The organism is Bordetella parapertussis (genome assembly GCF_020735925.1).
Taxonomy (GTDB): domain Bacteria; phylum Pseudomonadota; class Gammaproteobacteria; order Burkholderiales; family Burkholderiaceae_B; genus Bordetella; species Bordetella pertussis.
In genome coordinates this window covers 898,522-918,265 of record NZ_CP085971.1, presented here as the reverse complement: position 1 = coordinate 918,265, position 19,744 = coordinate 898,522, and the positions used below count along the sequence as shown (strand labels likewise).

Here is a 19,744-nt window from a genome sequence, read left to right as displayed (position 1 = left end):
GGTGCCGGCCGCCGCATACGGCGAAACGATGCGCAGCGGGCGATCGGGCGTCCAGTCCGTGGCGGCGGCGGGAGCGGCCGCCGCGTGAACTCGCTGCCCGACGTTCCCACCGTGGCCGAAACCCTGCCCGGCTTCGACGTCACGTCCTTCTTCGCCTTGTATGCGCCCACCGGCACGCCGCCGGCCGCCATCGCGGCCATCAACGCAGCCACCAATCGCGCGCTGGCCGACCCCGACCTGCAGCGCCGCTTCGCCGAACAGGGCGCGGACCCCGGCCCCGGCACGCCGCGGCAATTGGCGGCGCTGGTGCGCGACGAGGTCGTCAAGTGGCGCGAGGTGATCGTGGCCGGAGATATCCGGCTGGAATGAGCCTGTGCCCCGGGGCTCTGCGCTTCGCCGCGCGAGGCCCCGGCGGCCCGCCTTGTGCCAGGGCTCAGGCCAGTACCGAGGCCGGCAGGCGGTAGAGGCGCGCGGCGGTACCCGCGAACAGGGCTTGCCGCTCCCGCGGCGTCGCGCCCCGCGCCAGGCGCTTGAAGGCGTTCCAGACGGCGGCATAGGCCGCCATGCCCTTGTCCACCGGGAAATTGCTTTCGAACATGCAGCGCTGGGCGCCGAACCGCTCTATCGCGGTGTGGATCCATGGCCGCCAGGCCTCGGCCAGCGCCTCGGACGACGGCGGCATGTCCTGCTCGTGAAAACGCAGGCCGCTGATGTGCATGCCCAGCCCGCCCAGTTTCAGCGCCACGTTGGGGCAATCGGCCAGCGCGCGCAGGTGATGGTCCCAATCGCGCATGACCTCGTCGCGCTGCCCGGCATACGGGCCTATCCCCAGCGGGCCGCCGGCATGATTGACGATCAAGGCCGTGTCCGGATACGCACGCGCCAGGTCCAGCACTTCGGCCAACTGGCTGTGGAAAGCCCATACGTCGTACGACAGCCCCAGCGGCGCGAGCCGCGCATAGCCGGCGCGAAACCGTGCATCCGACAACAAGCCTTCCGGCACCCGGCCGAAGCCTGGCGCCACCGCCGGCGAGGCATGCGCCGCGGTCATGTTTCGTACGCCCCGCAGGCGATCGGGCGCGGCCCGCACCAGCGCATGCAGCACCTCCTCGACCGCGGCGCCCAGCGTCAGGTCCGCGTAGCCCACGATCGCGGCGCAGGCGCGCATGGGGCCATACATGCCGCTGGCGCTGCGGGCCGCCACGCCGTTGACGAACTCGGCCTCGCCCACCGGCCGCAGGTCGGCGGGCCCGTCCAGGCGGTACATCGAGCGGCATTGCACGTACACGGTCGCGCGTATGTTGTGGCCGCTGCCCGTGTCGCGCAGAAAATCCTCGAACATATAGCGTTGCCCGGGCCGGTCCCACAAATGGTGGTGGGCGTCGACAATGGGCAGGCCGGGGTCGAGAATCTCCTCGCGCTGCCGGTCCAGCCAGTCCTCGCGGATGGGGATATGGGGCGGTCCGAAGCGCGGCAATTCCGCGGACGGCGCCGTCAAGGGCAAGGTACTCAAGGCATTCTCCATGTTCGCAATACGGGCCTGATGCCCTTCAACCGTTCTTTATGCCAAGGCTGCGGATCGCCTCGACCTCTTCCCTGAACAGCGCCTTGGCCGCTTGCTCGTAATCCTCGCTGTTGAGGTAGGCCAGCGGCATGTCCAGGCGTTCGATCGCGGCCTGATGCTGCGGCGAATACAGCGCCTTCCTGAAGCCGTCATGCAGCACGCGCTTGACGTCGGGATCCAGGCCACGCGGCGCGACCAGGCCGTAGGGCGCGATCTGAGCGATATCCACGCCCAGCTCGCGCAGCGTCGGCACGTCCGGGAACCGCTTGACGCGCTCCACGCCGAACGTGGCCAGCAGGCGCAGCTTGCCGGCGTTGACCAGCTCGGCCCAGTACGTCGACGACGCCACCGCGTCGATCTGCCCGCCCAGCAGCGCCTGCGCTTCGTCGCCGCCGCCGCGAAACGGTACGTGCAGCCACTCGACGCCCAGCTTCTTGGCCACCTGCATCATGGTGATGTGCTGCGTCGTGCCCACGCCGGCCGTGCCCAGGGTCACCTTGCCTGGATTGGCCTTCGAATACGCGACGAATCCGTCCCAGTCCTTCCAGCGCGAATCGGCCCGCACGACGGTGCCATAGGAATAGCCTACCAGCTGGATGATCCAGCTGTAGTCGTCCATCACGTCATACGGCGGCTTGTCCATCAGCGCCGTCATGCGAAACGCCGTGGTGTGCATTTGCGTCAGCAGATAGCCGTCGGCGCGTTTTTCGGCCGCAATCATCTGCGCGCCCAGGATCCCGCTTGCGCCCGCCTTGTTCTCGATGACGACCGACTGGCCGAAATCGCGGCCGGCCACATGGGCCAGCGCACGCAACTCGTTATCGGCCGCCGACCCGGGCAACCATGGCACCACCAACCGGATGGATCGATCCGGAAAACGCGACCGGGCAATGGCCGGCCTTGCGATCATGGCGGCGCCTGCCAGCGCCAGCAGCGCGCGCCGCCGGGGTCGGTGCGCCGAAGGATTTCCAGACATGCCTGCTCCCTGTCGTTCTGCGGGAACGCCTCGTGCGTTCCGGGCAGCCAGTGTAGGAAGCGACGGCAGCCGGCCTCTTGTACATTCTTGCGAAAATCCTCCGCGCGCCAGGCATGCTGCGCGCCCCATGAAAACCCGCATTGGCGCGGAGAATCGACCGCCGTCCCGGCATAACATAAGCAATGCGGCATATTACTTATTCACCTTGCTTTATGGAGTGTCGGCGCCGGTTTGCCTAGACTGCCCTCATAACGAATTCCAACGACGGAGGCAGGCAGCGGCCATGGACAAGACGGCAAACCCGATTCCTCCTGGCGTTTCCCAGGAGCCTGGCGTCCTGTGCGACGGGCAAAGCGCCATACACGCCTGGCGCTGCGGCGGCGTGGTGCTGGAGGCGCATACGGGCATGCCCACCGCCTTGCCCAGGCACGCGCACGACACCTACCAGATCGGCATCACCACGCGCGACCCCGGCGAATACCTGTGCGAGGGCAGAACCTGGAACGCGCCGCCGGGCAGCGTCATCCTGTTCCATCCGGGCGACGTCCACAGCGTCGTCACGGTGGGCGTGCGCAATCGCCGCGACACCTCGCTGCTGATGTTCGTCGATCCGCGCCAGATGCAGGACATCGCCACGAGCCTGCGCGGCGTAGACTGCGGCCTGCCCGTATTCGACGACCTGGTGATACGCGACGCGGCCTTCATCCGGCGCTTCGCCGATACCCATGCGCGCACCCGCGCCCACGCCAATCCGCTGGAACAGGAGTCGCGCCTGCTGGCCTTGCTGCAATGCCTGGTCGGCGGCTTCAGCGCCGGGCCCATCGCGCCCCGGCCGGTGGCTCGCAACCGCCGCAAGGCCCTGCTGGTGCGCGACTACATCGATGCCCATTACCGCGACACCCTCAGCATGGCGCAGCTGGCCGACGTGGCCCATACCAGCCCATACCACCTGAACCGCCTGTTCGCGCGCGAGATCGGCATTCCGCCGCACGCCTACCAGACGCAGCTGCGCGTCGAGCGCGCCAAGCGCCTGCTGCTGCGCGGCACGTCGATCACCGACGCCGCCCTGTCCACCGGCTTCTTCGACCAGAGCCATTTCACGCGCTATTTCAAGCGCATCGTCGGCGTGCCGCCGCGCCGCTACACCTCGCCCGCCGCCTGGCATCCGCCGCGCGGCCAGGCTGGCTAGCCTCGGTCCGCCGCGCCGCTCACAGCGTGTAGCGCCGATCCTGCACAGGTACGATGGCCTGCCAGTTCAATTCGCGCTGGATGCGCTCGCGCAGGGCTTGCGAGGCCTGCGGCTCGCCATGGACGATGAAGACCCGTCGCGGCGCCTCCTGAAAGCCCGCCAGCCAGCGCATGAGTTCATCGCTGTCGGCATGCGCCGACAGCATCGGCAGCTCGGCGACTTCGGCCCTGACCGGCATCCACTGCCCGTAGATCCTGGTTTCGGTGGCGCCATCGAGCAGCTTGCGGCCGCGCGTGCCGGCCGCCTGGAAACCGGCGAACAGCAAGGTATTACGATGGTCGGCGCCGAAGGCGGCCATGTGGTGCAGGACCCGGCCGCCGGTTGCCATGCCGCTGGCCGAGATGATGACCTTGGGATAGCGGTTGGCCGACAACGCCTTGGAACCCTCGACGTCGCGCACATAGGTCACGGCCGCGCAGGCGGCCTCGCAGTCCTGCGCGCTCAGCTTGTGTTCGCTGGCGTGGCGCGCCAGCAGTTCGGTGGCGCTGGTCGCCATGGGGCTGTCCAGGTAGACCGGGACATTGTGCAGCCGGCCCGCCTGGCGCAGCTTCCACAGCGCATGGATCAGGGTCTGCGCCCGGCCCACGGCGAAGGCGGGAATGACGACGGTGCCGCCGCGCAGCACGGTACGCTCGATGACCGCGCCCAGCGCCTCGACGGGATCGGCGGCGTCATGGCGCCGGTTGCCGTAGGTGGATTCGATGACGAGGTAGTCGGCGTTGCGCACATCTTCGGGATCGTGCATCACCGGGTCGTTGTAGCGGCCCAGATCGCCGGAGAAAACCACGCGCATGCCGCCGATGTCGATCTGCGCCGTGGCCGCGCCCAGGATATGCCCGGCGCGGCGCAATGTCAGCGTCGCGCCGCCCGGCAAGGCGGTCTCCCGGTGCAGCGCCACGTCGGAGAAGCGCGCCAAGGCGCGTTCGGCGTCGACCACGCGATAAAGCGGCAGCGCCGGCGCGTGGCGGGAATACCCCTTGCGGTTGGCGAACTCCGCGTCCTTCTCCTGCAGGTTGGCGCTGTCGAGCAGGATCAGCTCGGACACATCGCGGGTCGCCGGCGTGGCGTGGATCCTGCCCCGGAAGCCTTCGGCCACCAGCCGCGGCAGGTAGCCGCAGTGATCGAGATGGGCGTGGGTCAGCACCACCGCGTCGACATCGGCCGGCGCGACCGGCAAGGGCTGCCAGTTGAGTTCGCGCAGGTTCTTCAGCCCCTGGAACAGGCCGCAGTCGACCAGCAGGCGGGTGTCGCCGTGGCGCAGCAGGTGCTTGGATCCGGTGACGGTGCCAGCGCCGCCCAGGCAGGTCAGTGTAAGCATGGTTGCTTCCTCCGAATGGCCGCGCCGCCAGGCGGGTCATCCTGATTATGGATCAGACGGGCCGGGTCGGTAGAATCGGCCCCACCGTACCACTCTCCGCAAAGACGCTGCATGGCTTCCTCCCCTGCCGATACGCCCCACCGAAACTGGCTGCGCTGGCTGCCCGGACTGGCCGTATTGAAGACCTACCAGGCCGCCTGGCTGCCGCGCGACCTGGCCGCCGGCCTGGTGCTCACGGCCATGCTGGTGCCGGTGGGCATCGCCTATGCCGAAGCGTCGGGCGTGCCGGGCGTCTATGGCCTGTACGCCACCATCGTCCCGCTGCTCGCCTACGCGCTGTTCGGCCCCAGCCGCATCCTCGTCCTGGGTCCGGATTCGGCGCTGGCCGCGCCCATCCTCGCGGTCGTGCTCAGCGTCTCGGAGGGCGACCCCATGCGCGCGGTGGCCACGGCCAGCCTCATGGCCATCGTCTCCGGGCTGTTCTGCATCATCCTGGGCCTGCTGCGGCTGGGCTTCATCACCGAGCTGCTGTCCAAGCCCATCCGCTACGGCTACATGAACGGCATCGCGCTGGTCGTGCTGGCGAGCCAGCTGCCCAAGCTGTTCGCCATCCCCACCGACGACGGCGGCCCGCTGCGCGAACTCTGGCAGCTCGCGCAGGCCGTGCTCGACGGCAGGACCAACGGATACAGCCTTGCGGTGGGAAGCGCGGCCCTGGGCCTCATCCTGCTGCTCAAGCGCTTCAAGCGCCTGCCCGGCATCCTGATCGCCGTCGTCCTAGCCACGCTGGCCGTCAGCCTGTTCGGCCTGGACGGCCGCGGCGTCCAAGTATTGGGCGAGATCCCGCAGGGGCTGCCCGGTTTCACCATACCGTGGCTCAGCAACGCCGACCTGGCCAGGATCGTGCTGGGCGGCTGCGCCATCGCCCTGATCTCGTTTGCCGACACCAGCGTGCTTTCGCGCACCTACGCCGCGCGCACGCATACGCGCGTCGACCCGAACCAGGAAATGGTCGGCCTGGGCGTGGCCAACCTCGCGACCGGCTTCTTCCAGGGCTTTCCGGTCAGCAGCAGCGCCTCGCGCACGCCCGTGGCCGAAGCCGCGGGCTCGCGCACCCAGCTGGCCGGCGTGGTCGGCGCGCTGGCCGTGGCCGCCCTGCTGCTGGCCGCGCCCAACCTGCTGCGCCACCTGCCCAGCAGCGCCATGGCCGCCGTCGTGATCGCCGCGGCCATCGGCCTGTTCGAATTCAAGGACCTGCGGCGCATCTTCCGCATCCAGCAATGGGAATTCTGGCTGTCCATGCTGTGCTTTGCCGCCGTGGTCGCATTCGGCGCCATCCCCGGCATCTGCCTGGCCGTCGTGGTCGCCGTCCTCGAATTCCTCTGGGACGGCTGGCGGCCGCACTTCGCCGTGCTCGGCCGCGTGCCCGACCTGCGCGGCTACCACGACCTCAAGCGCTACCCGCATGCGGCGCTGATCGACGGCCTGGTGCTGTTCCGCTGGGACGCGCCGCTGTTCTTCGCCAACGCCGAACTGTTCCAGCAGCGGCTGCTGGAAGCCGTGCAAGCCTCGCCCACCCCGGTGCAGCGCGTCGTGGTCACGGCCGAGCCCGTCACCAGCGTCGACGTCACCTCGGCCGACATGCTGCGCGAGCTGAGCCATCACCTGGCCGAGTCCGGCATCGCCCTGCACTTCGCCGAAATGAAGGACCCCGTGCGCGACAAACTCAAGCGCTTCGAACTGTCCGAGGTATTCGGCGCCGACCGCTTCCATCCCACGGTGGAGAGCGCCGTGGACGACTATCTGAAGCGGCCCCCGCAAGGGACCATCGACCCGTAGCCCAGGTAGTGGTAGCGTTGAACCTGACGGCTGACGCCTCCCCCGCGGAGAACCCCGATCATGTTCAAGCGCCGCCTCCTCCGGGCCGCACTGCCCCTCCTGCTGCTCTCGCTGGGAGGCTTCGGCGCCTGGCTGATCAGCCTGCCGTCCGCTCCCGCCGGCCTGGCCAGCCCGCCCATCGCGGCCAGCGAAACAACCGCCCTGCTGGCCTCGCTGGCGCCCACCCGGCGGCAACGGCCGCTCATCGCCGTCGTCGGCATCAACGACGCCACCGAAACCACCGACTACCTGGTGCCCACCGGCATCCTGCAGCGCGCCGACGTGGCCGACGTCGTCACGCTGGCGACCGGCCCCGGCCCGGTCAGACTGTTTCCGGCGCTCACCGTCGAAGCCGACGCGACCCTCGACGCCTTCGACGCGCGCAACCCCGCCGGCGCCGACTACGTCATCGTCCCCGCCATGACCCGCGACGACGACCCCGCCGTGCTCGCCTGGCTGCGCGGGCAGGCGCGCAAGGGCGCAACCATCATCGGCGTGTGCGCCGGCGCCAAGGTCGTCGCCGCCGCGAGCCTGCTCGACGGCAAGCGCGCCACCACCCACTGGTACTACCTGAAGGAACTGCTAGGCCGGCACCCGTCGATCCGCTACGTCGCGGACCGGCGCGTGGTGGCCGACCGCGGCGTCGTCACCACCACCGGCGTCACCGCGTCCATGCCCATGACGCTGCTGCTGATCGAAGCCATCGCCGGGCGCCACAAGGCCCGCGCCGTCGCCCAGGACCTGGCCATCCCCGCCTGGGATATCCGCCACGCCAGCGGCGCCTTCGCCCTGACACGCCCGTTCGCGACCACCGTGCTCGGCAACGTGCTCGCGTTCTGGAACCGCGAGCAAATCGGCATCGAACTGCGACCCGGCATGGACGAAGTCTCGCTGGCCCTGGCCGCCGACGCCTGGTCGCGCACCTACCGCTCCCAAGCCGTCTCCTACGCCCAGGCATCCGGCGCCATCGCAACCCGCAACAGGATCCGCGTCATCCCCGACGCGGCGGCCGCCGACTGGCCGGCCACGCGGCGCATCGACACCTACACCGACCAGGCGCCGGCGCAAACCCTGGACCGGACCCTACGCGCCATCGCCGGCCGCTATGGCGCGCCCACCGCCAGCGTCGTCGCCATGCAACTCGAATACCCGTGGCGCGGCGCGTCCGCGGCAACGACCGCCCTGGCCGCGCACGCCAATGGAGGCCTCCCATGATCCCCACCATTACCGCTTTTGAACGCTCGCCCGACGGCGGCAACGGCCTGGCGCGCGACATGCGGGTACGCTGGGCCCTCGAAGAAGTCGGCCAGCCCTACCGCGCGCGGCTGCTGTCATTCGAAGCCATGAAGCAGCCCGCCCACCTGGCATTACACCCCTTCGGACAGATTCCAACCTACGAAGCAGACGGGCTCGCCCTGTTCGAATCGGGCGCCATCGTCCTGCACATCGCCGAGCGCCATGGCGGCCTGCTGCCGGACGACGCGCACGCCCGGGCGCGCGCCATCGCCTGGATGTTCGCCGCGCTCGACACCGTGGAGCCGCCCATCTTCGAACGCGCGATCGCGACCGTCCTCGAACGGGACGCGCCCTGGTACGCGCAACGCCTGCAGGTACTCGAAGACCGCATCCGGCAGCGCCTAGCCAGCCTCTCGCGTCGCCTGGGCCAGGCCGACTGGCTCGACGGCCCGTTCAGCGCCGGCGACCTGCTGATGGTGACGGTACTGCGCAGGCTGAACGGCTCGGACATGCTGGACGCATACCCCAACCTCGCCGCCTACGTCGCGCGCGGCCAGGCGCGGCCGGCCTGCCAGCGCGCGTTCGACGCGCAGCGGGCCGCGTTCAATGCCGCGCCGGGAAGTTGAGCTGCCGGCGCAACATCTGGCCCAGCGCGCCGACCAGCCCCAGCGCCGCGAGCGTCCAGGCGCCCAGCGCCACCCACATGAAAGCCCGCGCCAGCGGCTCCAGCCAGGCCTGCTCCAGCGCCAACGCCAGATGGTGCGTCGCCATCGCGTACATGCCCAGCGGAAACACCATTGCCCAGTACAGGCCCTCATAGCGCAAGGGATGGCGCTGCAGGCCATGGCGCCACACGCCCAGCACCAGCAGCAGCGGAATCCACCAGCTGCCGCCGGCCCAGAACAGCAGGGTCACACCCTGCACGAACGGCTGCACTGTCTGCAGCAAAGGCCAGGCATGCGACTGCTGCAACAGCAGCGTGCCGGCCAGCGTCGAAATCGCCATCGCGCCCATATTGATCCAGTACGGCGGCGACAGATCGGTCGGCGACAGCGGCAGGAACAGGATGCGGTAGAAAATCAGCGACATCAGCAAGGCATACAGCACGCCGCCCCACAGCCACAGACCCAGCAGCGCCAGCGCCAAGCGCCCCTGCCACGCCTCGTCCAGGCCCGGCGCGAGCAACGTCCCCAGCCCCACCAGCGCCTGCGTCGCCACCACCGCCAGCAGCCAGCCGCCGCTCATGCCCTGCTCCAGGCGCGGCTTGTCGCGCTTGACCATCACCGCCGCGAAAATGCCGTAGCTCAACACCACCCACAGCACCACCGCCACCGCTTCCAGCCACATCGCCGCCCCTCGCGCATCGGCCAGCAACAGGCACTGCCCGCCCAGCACGCCGCTGGCCGCCACCGCCGTGAAGAAACCCGGCGCGCGCCCGTGATCGCAGGCATCGTTGCGCATGCGCCGCGGATGGCGCAGCAGCCGCGCCAGGTTCAGCCCCCACACCACCGCATACAGCAGCACGCTCAGCGCGAACAGCCAGCGCCCCACCGACGGCAAGCCCAGCGAAGCACAGGCCAGCGACACTATGCCGGTAGCCATGACGATGCCGAAACTGGCCGGCGACAGCCCGGCCAGCAGGCCCGGATTTGCAGGGGCCGAGGAAGGAGCGAGCTCAGGACCGCGCGGGGACATGTTTTGACGGAGAATGGGGTTCAGGGATCAAGCTATCGGGCAAAATACCATATAACCCCGACTGGCCAGGCCCGCGCCGCGAGCCTCACTTTACCTTGCGCACCTAGGCCGCGGCCGGCGCCAGCACCGTGCCGTCCTGCGCGACAGGCGCCATGAAGGCAACCGGCTTGCCCGTGCGCCTGTCGAGCAGCACCGAATGGCGTTCGCCACGCTCGAACAGGTGCCGTTCGCCCCATTGCCGCAACGCCACCAGGACCGGAAACAGGCTTTCCCCCCTGGCCGTGAGCACATACTCCTGATACGCCGAGCCATCCGAGGCGTCCTGCATTTCGAGAACGCCCGCCTCCACCAGCTTGCGCAGCCGGTCGGAAAGGATATTGCGCGCCACGCCCAGGCCGCGCTGGAAATCCCCGAAGCGGCGCGCGCCATCGAAGGCATCGCGCACGATGAGCAGCGACCAGCGATCGCCGATCAGGTCGACACAGCGCGCAACGGGACAAGGTTCGTCGTTCATAGGCTTGCGGGGCGGCATGGATGCTCCTTGCCAGGCGGTCCTGGCGATCTCCGGTTTTATTTTAAAACTACATGGCCTAGCATTCAACTGGTTTTAATTTGAAACCACAATGCGCGAACCCGCAACCATGAAAACCTCTCTCGCATCTGCGTTACCGCCCTGTTCAGGCAGCGCGCCAGCCTGGTCCGCGGGCATGCCCCGCGGCCTGGTATGGCTGTTCGCCATCGCCAGTGGCCTGAGCGTGGCCAATGTCTATTACGCCCAGCCCTTGCTCGACGCCCTGGCGCGCGACTTTCGCATTAGCCATGCGGCGATCGGCGGCGTGGTCACGGCCACCCAGATCGGGTGCGCGCTGGCCCTGCTGCTGGTGCCGCTGGGCGACCGGATGAACCGCCGCCGCCTCATGGCCATGCAACTGCTGGCGCTGGTGGGCGCGCTGGCAGCGGTGGGCGCGGCGCGCTCCGCGCCCGCCCTGCTGGCGGGCATGCTGGCCGTGGGCTTGCTGGGCACGGCAATGACGCAGGGCTTGATCGCCTACGCGGCCAGCGCCGCCGCGCCCCATGAGCAAGGGCGCGTGGTCGGCGCGGCGCAAAGCGGCGTCTTCATCGGTCTGCTGCTGGCCCGGGTATTTGCCGGCGGCGTCAGCGACCTGGCCGGCTGGCGCGGCGTGTACCTCTGCGCCGCCGCACTGATGCTGGCGCTTGCGCTGCCGCTCTGGCGCTGGCTCCCCACCCTGGCCGCCGCGCCCGGCGCGATGCGCTACCCGCGGCTGATCGCCTCCCTGCTGACCTTGCTGCGCGAAGAAAAAGCCCTGCAAGTGCGCGGCATGCTGGCCTTGCTCATGTTTGCCGCGTTCAACATCTTCTGGAGCGCGCTGGTGCTGCCCTTGAGCGCCCCGCCCTACGGCTTCTCGCACACCGCCATCGGCGCCTTTGGCCTGGTCGGCGTGGTCGGCGCGCTTGCCGCCGCGCGGGCCGGGCAATGGGCCGACCAGGGCCATGCCCAACGCACCAGCGCCGCGGCGCTGGCCGCCCTGCTGCTGGCCTGGTGGCCGCTGTCGCTGATGGAGGAATCGCTCGGCGCGCTGGTCATCGGCATCCTGCTGCTCGATCTGGGCGGACAGGCGCTGCACGTCACCAACCAGAGCCTGATCCTGCGCACCCGGCCCCAGGCCCATGGCCGTCTGGTTGGCCTCTACATGCTGTTCTACGCAATCGGCAGCGGACTGGGCGCGATCGGCACGACGGCCGCCTATGCCCATGCCGGCTGGCGCGGCGTATGCCTGCTGGGCGCGGCGGTCAGCCTGCTGGCGCTGCTGTTCTGGTGGGCGACGCGGCGCACAGGACATCCCGCAGCGCCATACCGCGCCAGCCGCCCGTAGGCCTCCCCGCCGCACCGGCGTATGGCCCGGGGCTACCTGCGCATCGCCAACCTGAACAACACCCAGCTGGCCAAGGCCGCGGCAACGTTATAGACCATCGCGACGGCCAGCGCCCGCCCATAGACCATGGCGCCATCGGCAGCCGGCCAGCGCCCCGCCGCCTCCAGCGCCGCGAACACCACCGCGCCCACCACCGCCACGCCAACCGAAGTACCCACGACCTGCAAGGTGCTCAGCATCCCCGACGCCATGCCGGCCTGCTCCTCTCGCACCGCGCCCAGAATCGCATTGAACGCTAGCGGGATCGCCAGCCCCTGGCCCGCCCCGTTGAGCACCAGCGACGCCACCAGGAGCGGCAGATGGTGCGGCTGCGTCGCGGCGGTGACAGCCGAGAGCGCCACGCCCGCGGCAAACACCAGCACCCCGAACAGCAGCGCGCCACGGCCATAGCGCGCCGCCAGCCGCGGCCCGACCAGCGACGCGCCGAAAAACGCCAACGCCGACGGCGTGAACACCGCGCCCGCCGCCAGCGGCGCCATGCCAAGCCCGAACTGCAGCAACAACGTCAGCGCAAAGAAAAACGAACTGATCGCCGAGAAAAAGAAAAACACGGCGCCGATCCCCGCCACGAACGGCCGGTTGGCAAACAGCCCCATATCCAGCATGGGCACGCCGCCGCGGCGCACCAGCCCTTGCTCATAGTGAACGAAATACCCCAGCACCAACAACGCCAGCACCGGCCCGGCCAGCGACCACCACGGCCAGCCGTGCTCGCGCCCCTCCATCACCGGCACCAGGATCAAGGCCAGCCCGACGGCGCCGAGCAGCGCGCCCCACATATCCACCTTCGTCGCAACCGGCGCGCGCCACTCGGGCAAGGCTCGCCGCCCCGCCAGCAACGCCGCGATACCCACAGGCACATTGATCAGGAACACCAGCCGCCACCCCAGGCCGAACGCATTCATCGTGATCAGCACGCCGCCCAGCAATTGCGACACCGTCGCCGCCACCCCCTGGACCGCGCCCATCACCCCGAACGCGCGCCTGCGCGCTTCGCCCTCGAACAGCACCCTGATCGACTCCAGCACCTGCGGCATCAACACCCCCGCGCCCACGCCTTGCAACGCGCGCGCGGCTATAAGCTGCCAGGGCGTCACCGCCACCCCGCACAACGCCGACGCCAGCGTGAACAGCCCCATCCCGGCCATAAACAGCCGCCGCCGGCCGAACAGATCTCCCAGGCGCGCGCCGTTGATCAGGCACAGACCATAAGCCAACGCATAGGCCACCACCACCAGCTGCAAATCCGTATCCGTCGCCGACAGACCTTGCTGGATACTGGGCAACGCCACATTGACGATGAACAGATCCAGAATCGTCACGAAATTGCCCGTCAACAGCACGACCAGCGCGCGCCAAGGGTGGCGCCTTTCAACATTGGGGGGAGGCATCGCGTCCGTCATCCTTATAAATATATGTACGATCGTATTTATAGTATGATGAAAAACCCCGTCCGCGCAAATACGCCGAACCCTGCCATGACTCAACCTGCCCCCGCCCCCACCGTCGACGGCCGCCGGCTGCGCGGCGAACGCGCGCGCGCACGCGTCCTGGACGAAGCCGTCAAACTCCTCTCCGTCGAGGGACTGGACGGCATCACCTTCGGCCAGGTCGCCGAGCGGGCCGAAGTAGGGAAAAGCAATCTGCAAGTACTGTTCGGCGACAAGGAACGCCTGCAACTGGCGGCGCTCGACCACGCCATCGCCCTGTACCAGGCCCAGGTCATCGAACCGGCCATGCGCAAGCGCACGCCGCTGGCGCGGCTGCGCGCGCTGATGAACGGCTGGTTCGACTTCGTGGAGACGCGTCAGCTGCCGGGCGGCTGCGTCATTACCGCCGCCAGCAGCGAATACCGCGCCCGCCCCGGACCGCTACGGGACGCGATCCAGCAGTACCGCGATGCCGCCCGCGCGCGCCTGCGCGAACTGATTCACCAAGCCAAGGCCCAGGGCCAGCTCGCCGCCGACACCAACGAAGCCAGACTGGCCATGGACCTGCTCGCCTACCAGGCGTACGCCAACGTCGCCGCGTCGATGGACGACGCCGCGGAGTTCAAGCGCGCGAAAGCCGCCGTGGTGGAAATGCTGGAGGGTAGCGCGGGTTGAGGGATGGCGGGACGGCATCGGCCCAGGCTCGGCAGAAGCTGCTTGCGCCATCCGTCAGAGCTGCCTGCCGTCGCGGCCAGGGAGATCCTGAAGAGCGAAACGTCAATCGGCGCCGCCCTGCAGCATCAACAACCTGGAAGAAATCGCCTTCTTATTGATTGTCTTCTGGCGATTTTCCAAGGTGTCAATTCATGTGGAGGCGCCCCTCACTCCCACTCGATTGTCATCAAGAGAAAATATCTTTTTACATCAACATGTTACTTATACCAACGCGCCTGATGCCATGAGAAATACCATGTGACGCCAAGGGAGGTTGAGTTAGCCGCCATCGGATGCGGTTCAGACTCCAGCCTTGCGCCGCTTCTCCCGCTCGGCGTCGGCCAAGTCGCCGGGCCACCCCGCCAACTCTTCATTGGCGAGGCTCGCCAGGATTTGCGGCAGGTTCATGGTCCGGTGTGGAGGGGGCGGCAGGTCATTGGACGGCGGGCCGTCGGTTATGAAACATGGCTGGGGTTGGTCGTCCTGGTGCAGCTTCGTCATTCTCTTTCCTCTTGGCGTTCATTTTGCCCTGCGGCCAGGGCAAATCAAGCGTGCGACGGCCTTGCCGAAAACGAACATTGCGCAACAAGGCTATCTACCGCGACCCCGCGGGCGTGCCTGCCATGCTTCCTCGACCAATTCCGGGGTGATAGCTTGCCGAAGCGCGCGCAGCGCATTGTCGGAATACCTCGGGTGTTTTGAGACCCGAACTCAAACACCATGACGTTGGATTGATCTTCGTCTATACGCAGGAAGTCGCGGACAGCCTTGGCCTTATTGATTGTCAACCCCAGCTTTTCCGCCAACGCACTCGGACTCCAGTGGTATTTTTTCTGGAGATCTACGTCACGGATAGCCGCCGCACCCTCTGGGTCATCACCCGACACGAAGCGAACCGCTGGAGCGTCTGCGGCTCGGGTGATTCGGACTCGAATCGTCGGACCGTCCCCTTCAATGTTCGTTGCTAGGGTCATCAACCGTGGGAATACCTGCTCTACGGGAGTGTCGTCTTTGATCGCCTCTTCAATTCGATCCAGATCTCGTTTGGAAACAGCAACCTCTTCACTGACATGGGCTTCCATCGCCAGGAGTGCCGTGATTCGGCCTCTAGCCTCGTCTCTCGCCCTTCGGCCCGGAGCAAGCAGTTCTCTAATCTGTGCGTATTCCCGATTCACCAGCATTAAGAAATCAGGCAGCGGTTGGGTAGACAGAGGCAGAACCCGTACCGGAAGGTTGTCTGCGATCGTGTCCTGGAAGTGCACTGTCAAGATTTCATCCAACACAGTTATCAACGCCCTCGCGTTGATGTAGAGAGCGTCTTCGGGAACCACGATCATCCAGTGCTGGGCTTGGTCACGCAGAGCGTCGATGACTCGGATAGCTCCAGCTTGTGATGCGCTCATCCACCCTTTTGACTGAGCAATGTTCAACGCCTTCTCGATACCAATCGAGGTTCCCTTTTCTTTGTCAAAGACGTCCTGCCCCTTCTGAACCAACAACGCTTTAGCCAACATTTCGCTCGCGTGCTGAAGCATAAGAAGGACTGTTTCTGGCCTCCCATCGTCGTCGTGGTTATTGAATATCTCCAACCCACGCTTTAACGAAGCTATAGCCTTGGCCTTCAGCGTCTTGGCTTCCCTCTTCAGCTTCACAATTGCTCCAATCTTTGGCTAATTTCAGACGAACGGGGCGGCAGAGCTGAGTTCGATCTAGGCCACTTTCACCAGCTTCGCAGCCTTGGGGTCGTAGACGTAGCCGGTGATGCTGCCATCCTTGATGCGTGCAACGGCCTCGTCGATCACGAACAGCGGAACGAGAAACCATTCCTCAGGCTGCACGGGGTGACCGAAGCGGTCATTGATGGTGATGTTCAACCGCGCGGGCGCGAACAGCCTGTGGAACAGGTTCTCCATCCGGGTGCGGTTGATGCCCGCGAGCTTGTAGGTCGCTACCACTTCGACCTTCGCCAGCAGATAGGTAGAGTCGTGTTCGGCGTTGGCGATGCGCGTTTCAACCCGGCCGCCGGTTACGCCCATCTTGTGGATGATGTCGCGGTGCTGCGCGACGTAAGGATGATCGGACAGGGAGCGCAAGACGTAAATCGTGCCGCTTTCGGCATCATCGGCCTCAAGCTCGCCGCCAAAAGAGAGTTGTCCGCTCTCGGGCAAGGCCAGTCTCCTCGCGGCGGGGTCGTTGTAGAACGCGCGCTGTAGCGAGCGCAGCAGCAGATTGCTTTCGGTGCCGTTGGAGAAGATGAGGCGCAGGCGGCGGTCCACCTCCCCGGCGGTCGTTTTCAACGGCTCGCCGACCTCTGCGACGTAGAGCGTGATGCCATCGAGAACGAAAAAGTCCCCGGCCTCAATTGCGCGGCGGCCCGCCTCTATAGGCTGGGACTGGCGCAAGCCGGTCTTGACTTCCGTCGCTACGCGCTCGAACAGTGGCTTGAACGCCTCGAAGTCTTCGCAAGGCTTGCGGTCCGCAACCTCCTCGGCCGCGCGCTTGTCGGCGCTGTTGCGGACATGGCGCAGGACGGTGATGTCGTCCGCGTCGCCAGCGTTGGCCAGGCCCGCCAGCTCGGCAGCCAGGTCGTCAATGTCGATGGCTTCATCTGTCGAAGCGGCAACGGTAGGTGCCTCGGCAAGCAAGCCCTGATGGTCCAGCGGCTCTAGCAGGGCGCGGCAGTCCGGGAGCGCGCGCAAACGGTCCAGACGCACGGCGTAAAGGCGTTCGAATATGTCGCGGTCTTCACCGTGCAGCGGCGCACGGCCGTGCTTTTCGGTGAAGCGTTGGATTTCCTCGAAGCCCGCGATGACGCGCTCCTCGCTAGCCGGGCGTCCGCCCTTCTTCTCAGGCGGTGCGAACTCGGCCAGCTCTGCCGCCAGGTCGTCAAGATCGGCGTCACGCATAGCGTCCCTCCGCTTTGAAGCGCATGAAGGCGGCCGCGCCTTCGGCCATGCGTCGCTCCCAGGCATCCTGAGAATCGAGCGCCGGAATGCGGCCGCGCTCTTTCTTGAACTGGACAGCACGAACGGCCATCTCCTTCGCCTCGTCCGGCGTCAGGCTCGTACGCTTGGCTGAGATCGCCGCCGCAACCTGCTTCAAGCTGTCCTCGCTCATGGTCTTAGCGAGGATGGCGTAGGCTTCGCCGAAGGGGTTGATGCGGTCGATCAGGTCGATGTCCAACTCGCGCACGTCCATCGCAAAGCGGCGCACACCGTCGATAAGGGCGGTATTGGGCGACCCGTCGCCCTCGCCTTCGGTGACAAGCCGCTTGGCCTGCTGCGTGAGGTTGAGGGCGGCGATGGCGTGCTGGCGCACAGCCTCCTGATCTTCGGCGTCAAGCTCGGGATACTTGTCCTTGATGATCTTGCCCATGCGAACCTGCGTCAGCTCCTCGGGCACCAGCTCCTCATCAAACAGGCCGCGCTCAATGGTGGGCTTGTCCTGCACGAAGGCCGCGATGACTTCGTTCAAGTCTTCCTGGCAGATTCGCGCCGCCTCCTTGCTCTTGGGCTCGGCGAGGCCCTTGATCTCGATCTGGTAAGCCCCTGTCTGCTCATTGACACCGACATTGCAACGGTCCGCGTCGTAGCCATCCTCGCCGTAGTTAAATCCCGGCGTCGGGCCGCTGTCGGGGTTCTTGGGCTTGAACTCGAAGCGCGGAGCAAGAACCTGCTCCATCAGCAGGCTGGCTGCGATGGCCTTCAACGTATCGTTGACGACCTCGGTGACAGCTTCCTCGGCTGCATCCGGCTCAGCGATCAGGTTGGTGAACCTCGCGCGGGTCTTACCAGGCGCGTCGCGGGTTGCACGGCCGATGATCTGAACGATCTCGGTCAGGCTGGCTCGGTAGCCCACAGTCAGGGCGTGTTCGCACCAAATCCAGTCGAAGCCCTCCTTCGCCATGCCCAGCGCGATGATGATGTCCACATAGTCCCGGTTGTTCTTCTGCGCCGGGTCTTTGAGCGCGGCGGACACGCGGTCGCGCTTGGCGGCATCATCATCGACAAGATCAGCGATGCGTAGCACGCGGCCATCGGGGCGCTTGACGAGCTGGAAGCCGGTGGCGGCGTCGATGCCCTGCCACTCCCCCAGCGCCTCGATGATGTGTTCTACCTCGCGCATCTTGTCCTTCGTGCTCTCGCGCGAATTGACATTCGGGATGTGAATGATGGTCTTCTCGGCGGGATCGAGGACATTGAGGATGTCATCAACGTAAGGCCCGCTGTAGAAGAAGTAGCCGATGTCGAGTTGCTTGAGGTACTCGTAGCCATTGAGTTGCTCGTAGTAGGTGTAGGTGACGGTATCGAACTTCGACTCATCCTGCGGCGCGAGCACGGCCTCGGCGTCGCCACGGAAGTAGGAGCCGGTCATGGCGACGATGTGCGTCTTGCCCCGAGCGAAGAACTGCCCGAGGTGCAAGCCGAGCTTGTTGTCCGGGTTGGCCGAAACGTGGTGGAACTCATCGACCGCGATCAGTCGGTCGTCGAACGCCTCCACGCCGTAGGCATCGACCGCAAAGCGGAAGGTCGCATGGGTGCAGACCAGCACCTTGTCGTCGCCTTCGAGGAATGCGCCCAGCGACTTAACCTTGCCGCCGTTATCGTTGCCTGGCGCGTTGCACAGGTTCCACTTGGGTTCGACCTGCCAGTCAGCCCAGAAGCCGTACTTCGACAGTGGCTCGTCGTTGAAGCTGGCACCGATGGACTTCTCCGGCACGACGATGATGGCCTGCTTCAAGCCTTGGTTCTTGAGCTTGTCGAGTGCCACGAACATCAGCGCACGACTCTTGCCCGATGCGGGCGGCGACTTGATGAGCAGGTATTGCTCGCCCCGCTTCTCGTAGGCCCGCTCCTGCATGGGCCGCATCCCAAGCGCATTGGCCTTGGTCGATGCGCCATTACGGGCGTAGGTAACGGAAACGGAAGGGACGGATTGATCGATTCTGTTGCTCATTTTTTGCTCGTCTGTTGCGAGTTGCCTTGATCTTTTTTCATGGCGTTCTCAAACCATTGAGGAACGTCAGTCACCTGGGTGGAAAAAACATTCTCCGGAACGTCACGCCAGAAATTCATAATGGCTATTGAGAATTCCTGAATTTGATCATCGCTCACCTTGAGATTCGTGTGGTCTCGGAATTGGAGGCTGGAAAGATCTTCCCTCAAACCTGCAAGAGGGTCTTCAAGGTATTCTGGGTACGCTTTCTTCAGGTCATCCAAGGATTTCCCGTCGCCATGCTTATAGACGTTGACCACCAAACGACATGCATCAAGTGCAGGAAAATAATTTTTGCTGCGCAGATCCCAGCCAAATCTTTCCAGTAAATCAACCATTTGCACGAAATTGACTGACCAGACTTGCATGTTCACGTTATCGCCATGGTGCCAATGCTGAATTTCTCGCACCAGCCAATCGCGCAGTTGCTTGTCCCATTCGTGAAACATCCCGGCAACAACGCTCAATCGCGTTTGGTCGCGCATGTCACTCAAGAGTCCGTAGAACTCAATCCCTGCATCATTAGCAGCTTCGTAGAAATCACCGGGATCGTGTCTATCTGGATCAAAACGCGGACCACTTTTCTCCAGCCATTCCTCAGCGGCACGGTCAGCCTCAGCTTCCATATCCTCGAACTGCGAAAGCAAACGCTTTTGTGCCTGTTCGGTATAGAACAAATGCCCTTTGATGAGCGACTCTCGAAACGGCCCCCACATCTGGAGCAGCACATGATC

At 66.0% G+C, this 19,744-nt stretch carries 18 protein-coding genes; 7 read left to right on the top strand and 11 right to left on the bottom strand.

The genetic code is table 11. From position 1 onward, the window contains the following. Positions 1-84 precede the first annotated feature (84 nt). Positions 85-369, top strand: a complete 285-nt coding sequence (locus LK409_RS04305) for a tripartite tricarboxylate transporter substrate-binding protein (RefSeq protein WP_226376510.1) — start codon at positions 85-87, stop codon at positions 367-369. Between the two features lie 64 nt (positions 370-433). Here the strand turns inward: LK409_RS04305 and LK409_RS04300 are convergent, their stop codons facing one another. Together LK409_RS04300 and LK409_RS04295 are read right to left on the bottom strand one after the other, a co-directional pair. Continuing rightward, positions 434-1,525: an amidohydrolase family protein gene (locus LK409_RS04300; protein ID WP_010927949.1), complete on the bottom strand. Its 1,092-nt coding sequence runs from the start codon at positions 1,523-1,525 to the stop codon at positions 434-436. A gap of 25 nt (positions 1,526-1,550) precedes the next feature. Continuing rightward, positions 1,551-2,540 carry a tripartite tricarboxylate transporter substrate binding protein gene (locus LK409_RS04295; protein ID WP_010926480.1) on the bottom strand — a complete coding sequence of 330 codons (990 nt, stop codon included), beginning with the start codon at positions 2,538-2,540 and terminating at the stop codon, positions 1,551-1,553. Positions 2,541-2,823: 283 nt separating this feature from the next. Here LK409_RS04295 and LK409_RS04290 point away from each other — a divergent pair, with 283 nt between their 5' ends. Further along, the gene (locus LK409_RS04290) at positions 2,824-3,729 is read left to right on the top strand and encodes an AraC family transcriptional regulator (RefSeq protein WP_010927948.1); all 906 of its coding nucleotides are present in this window, start codon (positions 2,824-2,826) and stop codon (positions 3,727-3,729) included. A 19-nt stretch (positions 3,730-3,748) separates the two neighbouring features. On the opposite strand, the gene LK409_RS04285 is transcribed toward LK409_RS04290, so the two are convergent. Then, positions 3,749-5,107: an MBL fold metallo-hydrolase RNA specificity domain-containing protein gene (locus LK409_RS04285; RefSeq protein WP_010927947.1), complete on the bottom strand. Its 1,359-nt coding sequence runs from the start codon at positions 5,105-5,107 to the stop codon at positions 3,749-3,751. Between the two features lie 111 nt (positions 5,108-5,218). Between LK409_RS04285 and LK409_RS04280 the strand changes: the two genes are divergently transcribed. From LK409_RS04280 to LK409_RS04270, 3 genes are read left to right on the top strand one after another with little or no spacing between them, the layout of a single operon-like run. Then, a complete protein-coding gene (locus LK409_RS04280) occupies positions 5,219-6,946 on the top strand; it encodes a SulP family inorganic anion transporter (RefSeq protein ID WP_010927946.1) in 1,728 nt (575 codons plus the stop codon). A gap of 60 nt (positions 6,947-7,006) precedes the next feature. After that, positions 7,007-8,200, top strand: coding sequence for a DJ-1/PfpI family protein (locus LK409_RS04275; RefSeq protein WP_010927945.1), 1,194 nt, complete (start codon positions 7,007-7,009; stop codon positions 8,198-8,200). Continuing rightward, a complete protein-coding gene (locus LK409_RS04270; protein ID WP_010927944.1) occupies positions 8,197-8,847 on the top strand; it encodes a glutathione S-transferase family protein in 651 nt (216 codons plus the stop codon). Before LK409_RS04275 ends, LK409_RS04270 begins: the two co-directional genes overlap by 4 nt. Here the strand turns inward: LK409_RS04270 and LK409_RS04265 are convergent. Continuing rightward, the gene (locus LK409_RS04265; protein ID WP_010927943.1) at positions 8,825-9,916 is read right to left on the bottom strand and encodes a tellurite resistance/C4-dicarboxylate transporter family protein; all 1,092 of its coding nucleotides are present in this window, start codon (positions 9,914-9,916) and stop codon (positions 8,825-8,827) included. The genes LK409_RS04270 and LK409_RS04265 overlap by 23 nt on opposite strands. 103 nt (positions 9,917-10,019) lie before the next feature. Next, positions 10,020-10,448: a winged helix-turn-helix transcriptional regulator gene (locus tag LK409_RS04260; RefSeq protein ID WP_010927942.1), complete on the bottom strand. Its 429-nt coding sequence runs from the start codon at positions 10,446-10,448 to the stop codon at positions 10,020-10,022. 109 nt (positions 10,449-10,557) lie between these two features. Here LK409_RS04260 and LK409_RS04255 point away from each other — a divergent pair, with 109 nt between their 5' ends. Further along, the gene (locus LK409_RS04255) at positions 10,558-11,811 is read left to right on the top strand and encodes an MFS transporter (protein ID WP_033840863.1); all 1,254 of its coding nucleotides are present in this window, start codon (positions 10,558-10,560) and stop codon (positions 11,809-11,811) included. A 32-nt stretch (positions 11,812-11,843) separates the two neighbouring features. Here the strand turns inward: LK409_RS04255 and LK409_RS04250 are convergent, their stop codons facing one another. Beyond that, on the bottom strand, positions 11,844-13,274 hold the full coding sequence (locus tag LK409_RS04250) for an MFS transporter (protein ID WP_010927940.1): 1,431 nt from the start codon (positions 13,272-13,274) through the stop codon (positions 11,844-11,846). Positions 13,275-13,286: 12 nt separating this feature from the next. Between LK409_RS04250 and LK409_RS04245 the strand changes: the two genes are divergently transcribed. Continuing rightward, positions 13,287-13,976, top strand: coding sequence for a TetR/AcrR family transcriptional regulator (locus LK409_RS04245; protein ID WP_010927939.1), 690 nt, complete (start codon positions 13,287-13,289; stop codon positions 13,974-13,976). Between the two features lie 339 nt (positions 13,977-14,315). Here the strand turns inward: LK409_RS04245 and LK409_RS04240 are convergent, their stop codons facing one another. The 5 genes from LK409_RS04240 to LK409_RS04220 are packed head-to-tail and all read right to left on the bottom strand — an operon-like array spanning position 14,316 to position 19,738. Continuing rightward, positions 14,316-14,516: a hypothetical protein gene (locus LK409_RS04240; protein WP_010927938.1), complete on the bottom strand. Its 201-nt coding sequence runs from the start codon at positions 14,514-14,516 to the stop codon at positions 14,316-14,318. A gap of 44 nt (positions 14,517-14,560) precedes the next feature. After that, positions 14,561-15,667 carry a hypothetical protein gene (locus LK409_RS04235; protein WP_010927937.1) on the bottom strand — a complete coding sequence of 369 codons (1,107 nt, stop codon included), beginning with the start codon at positions 15,665-15,667 and terminating at the stop codon, positions 14,561-14,563. 57 nt (positions 15,668-15,724) lie between these two features. Beyond that, positions 15,725-16,921: a GIY-YIG nuclease family protein gene (locus LK409_RS04230; RefSeq protein WP_010927936.1), complete on the bottom strand. Its 1,197-nt coding sequence runs from the start codon at positions 16,919-16,921 to the stop codon at positions 15,725-15,727. Further along, entirely contained in the window at positions 16,914-18,971 is a 2,058-nt protein-coding gene (locus tag LK409_RS04225; protein ID WP_010927935.1) for a DEAD/DEAH box helicase, read from the bottom strand. Before LK409_RS04225 ends, LK409_RS04230 begins: the two co-directional genes overlap by 8 nt. Continuing rightward, positions 18,968-19,738 (bottom strand): hypothetical protein, encoded by a 771-nt coding sequence (locus LK409_RS04220; protein WP_197535302.1) that lies wholly within the window; start codon positions 19,736-19,738, stop codon positions 18,968-18,970. The genes LK409_RS04225 and LK409_RS04220 overlap by 4 nt, the downstream gene beginning before the upstream one ends. Positions 19,739-19,744 lie beyond the last annotated feature (6 nt).